Below are 8901 nucleotides of genomic sequence, written 5' to 3' on the forward strand. Positions count from 1 at the left end.
CTTAACCCGTGCGGACAAACCCCTCGCTGGCCCTGAGCAGATTGCGCGTATAATCCTCGGTCACGCGGTGCGCGACAAGTTGGGCCGCCGTGAGGTTCTCCACCGCCTCGCCGCCCTGCATCACCATCAGCCGCTCGCACATATGGGTGACGATGGCGAGGTCGTGGCTGACCATCAGGAAGGTCAGCTTGCGCCGCCGGCGGACTTCTTCCAGCAGATTGAGCACTTCCGCCTGCACCGAGGCATCGAGCGCCGAGGTCGGCTCGTCGAGCAGCAGGATCGAGGGTTCAAGGATCAACGCGCGGGCAATGGCCACACGCTGGCGCTGGCCACCCGACAATTGATGCGAGTAGCGGAAGCGAAAGCCATTGCCGAGACCGACCTCGTCAAGCGCCTGCTGGATGCGCTTTTCGCCGTCGGCAAAACCATGGATGGCAAGTGGCTCCTGCAGCAGGCGGTCGACGGTCTGGCGCGGGTGCAGCGAGCCATACGGGTCCTGGAAGACCATCTGCACCTCGCGGTAAAAGGCCTTGTCGCGGCGCGCGCCAAGCTTCTTGCCATTGACGGTGATGCTGCCCGAGGCGACCGGCGCAAGGCCGGCGATGGCCCTGAGCAGCGTCGATTTGCCGGAACCGGATTCGCCGACAAGGCCAAAGGATTCGCCTGACCTGACCTCGAGGCCGACGCCTTTCAGCGCGCGAAAGCGGTCGAAGATCACTTCCAGCCCGTCGACGGCAATCGCAGAAGTCATGCCGCCCACTCCGGCTTGCGGTCGAGCACCGGCAGCGGATGGCGTTCGAAGCCGATCCTGGGCATGCAGTTGAGCAGGCCGCGCGTGTAGGGATGCTGGGCCTGGCCGAGTTCGGAGGCCTTGAGCTGCTCGACGACCTTGCCGGCATACATGACGATGACGCGGTCGCAGAATGACGAGACCAGACGCAGATCATGCGAGATGAAGATCAGCCCCATGCCACGATCGCTGACCAATTTATCGAGGATGCCCAGCACGTCGAGTTGCACCGTGACGTCGAGCGCCGAAGTCGGTTCGTCGGCGATCATCATTTCCGGTCCGGCGATCAGCATCATGGCGATCATGGCACGCTGGCCCATGCCGCCGGAGACTTCGTGCGGATGCAGGTCGTAGACGCGCTTGGGGTCGCGGATCTGCACTGCTTCCAGCATGGCCAGCGCCCGCTCGCGCGCCTCGGACTTGGAGACTTTCTCATGCGTACGCAGCGTTTCGACGATCTGCCGGCCGATGCTCATAACCGGGTCGAGCGAATATTTCGGATCCTGCAGGATCATGGCGATGCGGTTGCCCCGCAGCGCCCGGCGTTCGCGTGGCGAGATGCGGAGCAGGTCGATGCCGTCGAAGGCCAATTTGTTGGCCGATATCCTAGCCTGGGGCGGCGTCACGCCCATGATGGCACGGCCGGTCTGCGACTTGCCCGAGCCGGACTCACCAACGATGCCGAGGCGTTCGCGGCCGAGCGAAAAGGAGACGCCGCGCACCGCTTCGATCAACCCGGTGCGCGTCGGGAAGGTGACGCGCAGATCGTCGACGTCGAGAAGTGTCTTCGTCTCCCTGCTCATTGGTCACCACTCCGGGGATCGAGCGCGTCGCGCAGGCCGTCGCCAAGCAGGTTGAAGCCGAGGCTGACGATGAGGATGGCAAAGCCCGGCGCGCCGGCCACCCACCACTGGTCGAGCACGAAGCGGCGGCCCGACGCGATCATCGTGCCCCATTCGGGCAGCGGCGGCTGCGCGCCGAGGCCGAGGAAGCCGAGGCCGGCGGCGGTCAGGATGATCCCGGCCATGTCGAGCGTCACCCTGACGATCAGCGAGGAGATGCAGAGCGGCATGATGTGGCGCAACACGATGCGGAACGGCGAGGCGCCCATCAATTGCACCGCCTTGATGTAATCGGAATTGCGCACCGTCAGCGTTTCAGCGCGGGCAATTCGCGCGTAAGGCGGCCAGGAGGTGATGGCGATGGCCAGCACCGCATTCTCGATGCCGGGGCCAAGGGCGGCGACGAAAGCCAGCGCAAGGATCAGCTTGGGGAAAGCGAGGACGATGTCGGTGATGCGCATCAGGATGGCATCGGTCCAGCCGCCGGCATAGCCGGCGACGGTGCCGACCAGCAGGCCGATGGGTGCGGCGATGATGGCGACCAGGATGACCACGTAAAGCGTCCAGCGCGAGCCGTAGAGAATGCGCGACAGGATATCGCGGCCGAGGTCGTCGGTGCCGAACCAGTGCTCGGCGCTTGGCGCCAGCAGCCGTGAATTCTTGAGATCGCCGAATGTCGGCGAGTAAGGCGCCAGCACGCCGGCAAGGGCGGCGATGACCAGCAGCGCGATGATGATGAGCAGGCCGACAAAGGCCAACCGGTTGGCGGAAAAACGCCGCCACGCGACATAGGCGCGGCCGAGCCTTGCCTGCATGCGCGAGGCCGGGCGCTCGCTGAGCAACCAGTCGCGACGGGATTGGACGATGTCGGCGCTCATCGGACCTTCGTCCTCGGATCGAGCACGCGGTAGAGCAGGTCGGACAGGAGATTGATGCCGATAAACACCGAGCCGATGATGATGGTGCCGCCGAGTACGGCGTTCATGTCGGCGTTCTGCAGCGAATTGGTGATGTAGAGGCCGATGCCGGGCCAGGAGAAGACGACCTCGGTCAGCACCGAGCCCTCGAGCAGATTGGCGTAGGACAGCGCGATCACCGTGACCATCGGCACGGCGGCGTTGCGCAGCGCGTGACCCCAGATGATGCGGGTTTCCGACAGGCCCTTGGCGCGCGCGGCGACGATGTATTCCTGCGCCAGCTCGTTCAACATGAACGAGCGCGTCATGCGGCTGATGTAAGCCAGCGAGAARTAGCCCAGCAGSCCTGCCGGCAAAATGATGTGGCGRAAGGCGTCATAGAAGACATCCCACTGGCGCTGCCACAGCGCATCSAGAAGATARAAGCCGGTGATCGGTGTGAACGTGTATTCRTAGACGACGTCGAGGCGGCCGGGAAACGCCACCCATTKCAGCTTGGCGTAGAACAGGACGAGCCCCAAAAGCCCGATCCAGAAGATCGGCACGGAATAGCCGATCAGGCCGACAATGCGCACGATCTGGTCGATAACGCTGCCGCGTTTTACCGCTGCCAGCACGCCGAGCGGCACGCCGAGCACCGAACCGATCAGCGTTCCCAGCGTCGCCAGCTCGATGGTCGCGGGGAAGGYGCGGCGGATGTCGGTCATGACCGGATTGGTGGTCAACACCGAGGTGCCGAAATCACCGTTCAGGGCATTTTTCACATAGATGTAGAACTGCTCGACCAGCGGCAGGTCGAGGCCCATCTCGCGACGTGTGCGTTCGACGACATTGAGAGGCGCGCGATCGCCGAGCACAGCCAGCACCGGATCGATCGGGATGACCCGGCCAATGAAGAAGGTAACCGCGAGCAGGCCAAGATAGGTCGTGACCGCGATGACCAGGAAGCGGCCGATCGCCGATGCAATAGCGACGGCGCGGGCGCTGCCGCGCCCGCTCTCGTTTTCAACCGCGCTCATGCGGCGCGTCCGTCGGCATTATTCCTTGGAGACCGACCCGACGAAATTGGTGTCGAAACTCGGGCCGAGCACGAGGCCCTTGAGGTTCTTGCGCAGGCCAACCACTTCCAGCTGCTGGTGAATGATGAYGAAGGGGCTGGTGTCGAGGATCTTCTTCTGSAGATCCTTGTACATGTCGGCGCGYTTGCCAGAATCCTTCTCCAGCAGGGCCGCTTCCGTTTCCTTGGTCAGGTCCGGAATGTCCCAGCTATTGCGCCAGGCGAGCGTRTGCGACTTGCCGGCATCCGAATTGTCSGGRTTCGACGCRAAGGTCTGGGCATTSGAGTTCGGRTCGAARTAATCCTGGCCCCAATTGCCGATATAGATGTCGTGATTGCGGGCGCGGTATTTGGTCAGCGTCTGCTTGCCGTCACCCGGGATGATCTCCAGCTTGATGCCAGCCTGACCCAGCGTCTGCTGGATCGATTCCGCCATGCCTGTCGTCGGCTGTCCCGTTCGCACGTCCATGGTGACGCTGAAGCCGTCCGGCAGGCCGGCCTTGGCCAGCAGTTCCTTGGCCTTGGCGACATCGAGCTTGAACGGGTTATCGTCCACGGTGCCGAGGTCGCCCTTGGGCAGGAAGGACTGGTGGATTTCACCGATGCCCTTGAGGATGGTCGTGCTCAAAGCATCGTAGTCGACCAGATATTTGAAGGCCTGGCGTACCTCGGGCTTGGCGAGGTTCGGGTTCTTCTGGTTGAGGCTGATGTAGTAGACCGTGCCCTTCGGCGCGCTGGTGGTGGTGAGGTCGGCGTTCTTGGCAATGGCGTCGAGATCGTTCGGCTCGAGGTTGCGGGCAACGTCGATGTCGCCGGCTTCGAGCGCCAGGCGCTGGCCCGAGCTTTCCTTCATGTTGCGGTAGATGACGCGGGCGAGCTTGGCCTTCTCGCCGTAATAGTTGTCGTTGCGCTCCATGACCACGGCTTCGTTTGCGCGCCATTCACGTAGCTTGTAGACGCCGGAGCCGGCATAGCCGGTCTTCAGCCAGGCATTGCCGAAATCATTATCCCATTTGTAGTCGGCGCTCGGCGTCACCGCCGCGACGTGTTCCTTGACCAGCTTGGCGTCGACCACCGAGGCGACCGTTGCCGAGAGACAGTTCAGCACGAAGCTCGGCGCATAGGCCTTGTCGACGGTGAACTGGAAGGTCGAGTCGTCGACGGCCTTGGCCTTTTCGGCGACGTTGTCGCCGCTGATGCCGAACTGGCCGATGATGAAGGCCGGGCTCTTGTCCAGCTTGACGGCCCGCTCGAACGAATAGGCGACATCGGCCGCGGTGATCGGGTTGCCCGAGGCGAATTTGAGGCCCGGCTTGAGCTTGAATGTATAGGTCAGGCCGTCATCAGAAACGGTCCAGCTCGCGGCGAGATCCGGCTTGACCTTGGAGGTGTCGCTGAGGTCGAGGCGGACAAGMAGATCATAGGTGTTGCCGGTGACTTCGGCGGTCGACAGYTCGAACGCCTCACCCGGATCCATGGAGATGATATCGTCGATCGCGAAGCCTTCGACCAGCGTGTCGGCAGGCGTGACCGCGCCAGCCGGCGCTCCGGCCAGAAGCAGCGCGGACATGGCGGCACCCGCAAGCAGGATGCGTGAGCGTAGAGCAAACTTTTCCATCATCATGGTGATTGTTCCCTGTTTTGTTGTTTGTTGAACCTGAGTTCCCGGCTCAGGGTTGCGGAATTCTTTTCGGGCCTGAAGACGACCGTCCGACCTCTTACCGTTGCGGTTTTTGTCCAGTTGGTCAACACCATATCCGGCGACCTCGTGGCCGGCAACGAGCATTTATGCGACGGCTCATTGGGCCAGAAAGACGGGCGGTGTGTCGACACACAGGCCAGCCAATCGGGGCAGCGGAATGAGAAAAATCTGCTAATTTTTAAGCTATTTCAGTGCGGCGACCAGGCCGGCGTCGGGAAAGCAGGTCGCGGCCTGGCCGTTCTTTGTCTGCCATTTGCCGATCGAGCGGCGGGTCTTGAAGCCGGGCAGGCCGTCGGCGCTGCCGACATCATAGCCCTTGGCTTCCAGCGCCCGTTGCAGGGCGGCAATGTCGGAACGGTGGAGATCGCCGACCGGGCCCCAGCTGCCGGAAAAATTCTGATCGCCATGCGCAATGCGGTCGGCGCCATGGCCGATGAACAGCGCGTAGAGGTCGCTGGTGTTGTATTCCTTCAGCACGTAGAAATTGGGGGTGGCGATGAAAGCTGGACCACTGCGGCCGGCAGGCATCAGCAGGAAGCCTTCGGCCTTCATCTCACTCGCCGGAAATGCTTTTCCGCCGACGCGCTTGATACCCATCGCCGCCCACTCGGAGATCTTCTTGCCTTGATCAGGGCCTTCCAGCGAGCAGGAGACGCTGTCGGGCACGGTCACCTCGAAGCCCCAGCCACGGCCCCTCACCCAGCCATAGTGGACGAGATAGTTGGCGATCGAGGCGAGCACGTCAGGCGTCGAGTTCCAAATGTCGACGCGGCCGTCGCCATCGAAATCCACGGCATGCTTGAGGAAGGAGGTCGGCATGAATTGCGGCTGGCCGAGCGCGCCGGCCCAGGACGATTTCATCGCGCCGACCGGCGCCAGTCCGCGCTGGACGATTTCCAGCGCGGCAAGCAGCTCGGTGCGGAAGAAATCCTTCTTGGTCGACATGAACGCCTTGGTGCCCAGCACTTCAAAGGCGTCATAAGGCATCTTCGCCGCGCCGAAGCCGGTTTCGCGGCCCCAGATCGCCAGAACGATCTCGCCGGGCACGCCATAGCGCTTTTCGATTGCGGCCAGTGTCTTTGCGTTGCTGGTTTCACGCGTGCGTCCGCCTGATGTCACCGCACGAACCGTCTTCTCGGCGAAATAGGCGCCGGGCGAGCCGAACTCGGCCTGATGCTGCTTCTGCGGCGTCTTCGGCTTCTCGCCGGGCATGACGAGGTCGGGTAGCTTCAGGTTGGGTTTTATGCCGTCGAAGGCGGCATCAAAAGTCTGCTTGGATATGCCATTCGCCTTGGCCTCCGGCCAGAGGTCATTCTGCAGCCAGGTGCGGAACTGATCGTCGATCTTGGCAGCGGAGGCGGGGGCGGCGAGCACGACGGCAAGAATGACTGTAAAAAAGGAAAGCAGTGCCAATCTGAAAGGACGCGCAACACTCATGATCCGCACCCTCTCCGCCAATCTTGTCAAAACGCCGTCCGCGCGCGCAGTGCCGCGGCCAGCGTGCCCTCGTCGAGATAGTCGAGCTCACCGCCGACCGGCACGCCGTGCGCCAGCCTTGTCACCTTGATGTCGAAGCCCGACAACTGGTCGGTGAGGTAATGCGCGGTGGTCTGGCCCTCGACCGTGGCGTTGACAGCGATGATGATCTCCTTGACCTCGCCGCCGGCGACGCGGTCGATCAGCGAGCGGATGTTGAGCTGGTCGGGGCCGATGCCGTCGAGCGGCGACAGCGTGCCGCCGAGCACATGATAGCGCACGTTCATCGCCGCCGCTCGCTCCAGCGCCCAGAGATCGGAGACGTCCTCGACGACGATAAGGGTGGCAGCGTCGCGGCGCGGGTCCGTGCAGATCATGCAGGGGTCGGATGTATCGACATTGCCGCAGGTCGTGCAAATACGAACCTTGTCGGCGGCCTCGCCCATGGCGGCGGCAAGCGGCGACAGCAGCTGCTCCTTCTTCTTGATAAGATGAAGGGCGGCGCGTCTGGCCGAACGGGGCCCAAGCCCCGGCACCTTGGCCAGCAGCTGGATCAGGCGTTCGATCTCGGGACCGGCGATTCGCTTGGACATCGCCTTGATCTAGGATTTTTCGGAGCGCTTTGGAACAGTTCCCGTCCAGCACGACCCACCATGCTGCCATGGCGGATCATGGGAACAGATCAATTGGCTTCGAGCGGCCGCCCCTGGCTGACGATCATCGCGCCAATGGCGTCGGTGTTCTCAGGCGTCGACTGGAAGCCCATCGCCGCCTCTTGCGGCTCACCCTGAACCGATGAGATGACGCGGGTGTTCAAGGTTCCGCCAAAACGGGCGGCATCCGGTTCTTCCATCGGCTCCTGCATGGCGACCATCGTCTGCTTCCCGGTTACGCGCGCCGACTTTGCCGTCGGCGCCGCGGCCGCGGTCACATAGGTCTGCTGGGCAGGGGCGATCTTGGTCTTGGGCTGACGGGCCGGTTCCACAGAGGCGGTCATAAAGACCTGTTGTGCCGGAGCGGTGCGGGAGGCTTTGGCCGGACGCACCGGCTCCGCCGAGGCAACCATCGTCACCGGTGCCGCCGGCTTGACCATTTCGGGCGCCGCCGAGGCAATCATTGGCTCGTCGGGCAGCGGCTGCCAGTTGCGGCCGCGCTTCTCGTAGAAGGCGTTGCCGCCGGCAACCATGGTGTAGTGCATGTTCTTGTAAGGGAAATGCAGGCCGGCGGTGTGGAAATACATCGTGTTCTTCAGCTTGGCCTTGCGCTCGCCCTTGAGCACGGCATCGGCCGCTTCCTCGACATCAGGCATAGCGCGCGAATTCATCGACCTGGTCATGACGCCCGGCGCGAACTGCCCCGGTTCACCCACCACGTCACAGATGGTGCTGCCGTGGTTGCCGGAGCGCAAGCGGTTCATCACCACCGTGCCCACCGCGATCATGCCGTCGCGGCTCGAGCGGTTGGATTCGAAGAACATCGCCCTTTCCAGGCACTCCCTGTCCTTCGGCGTGTGGCTGAAGGGCCGGCTCAGGAAATTCGGCGTGATGGCATCGGTCAGGCTGGCAACAGACATGCCATGCGAAGTGGTCTGGCTGCAGGCGGCCAGGAACAGGGGAGACGTGATGACGCCGAGCAACAGCGGCGCCTTCCATCGCGTAACAATCAACAGGTTACCCTCTCACTTCGATGCCCGCCCCCAGGCTGCGGCAAGAATGAGACACTTTCAGGCAAAATGATGGCCAAAACGTTATTAACCACATACTGTTGCCTAAAAGGCACAATTTCGAGGCTTTCCAGATAGATCGAGCCGTCATTTCACAAAAGCGATGACCACTCTCTCTTGGTTTCGCCGCAATTGAAAACGGAAACCCGCGTCACGTTTTTCCTGGAATCGCTACCGCCCGGCCGCAATCACGGCCGACTGGCCCGGCTCGAGTTCCTCGACTTTCTCCGAAAACAGGCCGCGCCTGAGGAACAAGGCCCGCGCATCCCTCGCCGCCGGCGCGATCTTTCCCGGCCAGTCGCTGTCGATGAATTCGGCCTTGGTGAAATCGGGATTTGTTTCGGAGGCCGCCTCGAGGAATTCGGCGATTTCCAGCACGACCGCGCGCTCATCC

8 protein-coding genes and 1 pseudogene are annotated in these 8901 nt (G+C 62.8%); all 9 read right to left on the reverse strand.

Features of this window, described 5'->3' with window-relative positions; all coding sequences use genetic code 11:
• Window position 1 precedes the first annotated feature (1 nt).
• The gene (locus AC1DX0_RS02740) at window positions 2-751 is read right to left on the reverse strand and encodes an ABC transporter ATP-binding protein (protein ID WP_477223048.1); all 750 of its coding nucleotides are present in this window, start codon (window positions 749-751) and stop codon (window positions 2-4) included.
• Window positions 748-1593: an ABC transporter ATP-binding protein gene (locus AC1DX0_RS02745; RefSeq protein ID WP_477223049.1), complete on the reverse strand. Its 846-nt coding sequence runs from the start codon at window positions 1591-1593 to the stop codon at window positions 748-750. The genes AC1DX0_RS02740 and AC1DX0_RS02745 overlap by 4 nt, the downstream gene beginning before the upstream one ends.
• Complete coding sequence (nikC, locus tag AC1DX0_RS02750) at window positions 1590-2510, reverse strand: nickel transporter permease (RefSeq protein ID WP_477223050.1); 921 nt, start codon at window positions 2508-2510, stop codon at window positions 1590-1592. Before nikC ends, AC1DX0_RS02745 begins: the two co-directional genes overlap by 4 nt.
• Window positions 2507-3568: an ABC transporter permease gene (locus AC1DX0_RS02755; RefSeq protein WP_477354206.1), complete on the reverse strand. Its 1062-nt coding sequence runs from the start codon at window positions 3566-3568 to the stop codon at window positions 2507-2509. The genes nikC and AC1DX0_RS02755 overlap by 4 nt, the downstream gene beginning before the upstream one ends.
• An 18-nt stretch (window positions 3569-3586) precedes the next feature.
• Window positions 3587-5230 (reverse strand): ABC transporter substrate-binding protein, encoded by a 1644-nt coding sequence (locus AC1DX0_RS02760; RefSeq protein WP_477354209.1) that lies wholly within the window; start codon window positions 5228-5230, stop codon window positions 3587-3589.
• A 261-nt stretch (window positions 5231-5491) separates the two neighbouring features.
• Complete coding sequence (locus AC1DX0_RS02765) at window positions 5492-6745, reverse strand: lytic murein transglycosylase (RefSeq protein WP_477223053.1); 1254 nt, start codon at window positions 6743-6745, stop codon at window positions 5492-5494.
• 26 nt (window positions 6746-6771) lie between these two features.
• Window positions 6772-7377 (reverse strand): recombination mediator RecR, encoded by a 606-nt coding sequence (gene recR / locus AC1DX0_RS02770; RefSeq protein ID WP_475453706.1) that lies wholly within the window; start codon window positions 7375-7377, stop codon window positions 6772-6774.
• Window positions 7378-7466: 89 nt separating this feature from the next.
• Window positions 7467-8450 (reverse strand): cell wall hydrolase, encoded by a 984-nt coding sequence (locus AC1DX0_RS02775; protein ID WP_477223054.1) that lies wholly within the window; start codon window positions 8448-8450, stop codon window positions 7467-7469.
• A 228-nt stretch (window positions 8451-8678) separates the two neighbouring features.
• Window positions 8679-8901 (reverse strand): annotated as a pseudogene (locus AC1DX0_RS02780) (hypothetical protein); the annotation flags it as partial.

It is taken from the genome of Mesorhizobium sp. P3_A9 (assembly GCF_056402975.1).

Bases quoted from the DNA above. Each gene is read 5' to 3' on its own strand.
- AC1DX0_RS02740 (WP_477223048.1), bottom strand. From the start codon at position 751: ATGACTTCTGCGATTGCCGTCGACGGGCTGGAAGTGATCTTCGACCGC.
- AC1DX0_RS02745 (WP_477223049.1), bottom strand. From the start codon at position 1,593: ATGAGCAGGGAGACGAAGACACTTCTCGACGTCGACGATCTGCGCGTC.
- nikC (WP_477223050.1), bottom strand. From the start codon at position 2,510: ATGAGCGCCGACATCGTCCAATCCCGTCGCGACTGGTTGCTCAGCGAG.
- AC1DX0_RS02765 (WP_477223053.1), bottom strand. From the start codon at position 6,745: ATGAGTGTTGCGCGTCCTTTCAGATTGGCACTGCTTTCCTTTTTTACA.
- recR (WP_475453706.1), bottom strand. From the start codon at position 7,377: ATGTCCAAGCGAATCGCCGGTCCCGAGATCGAACGCCTGATCCAGCTG.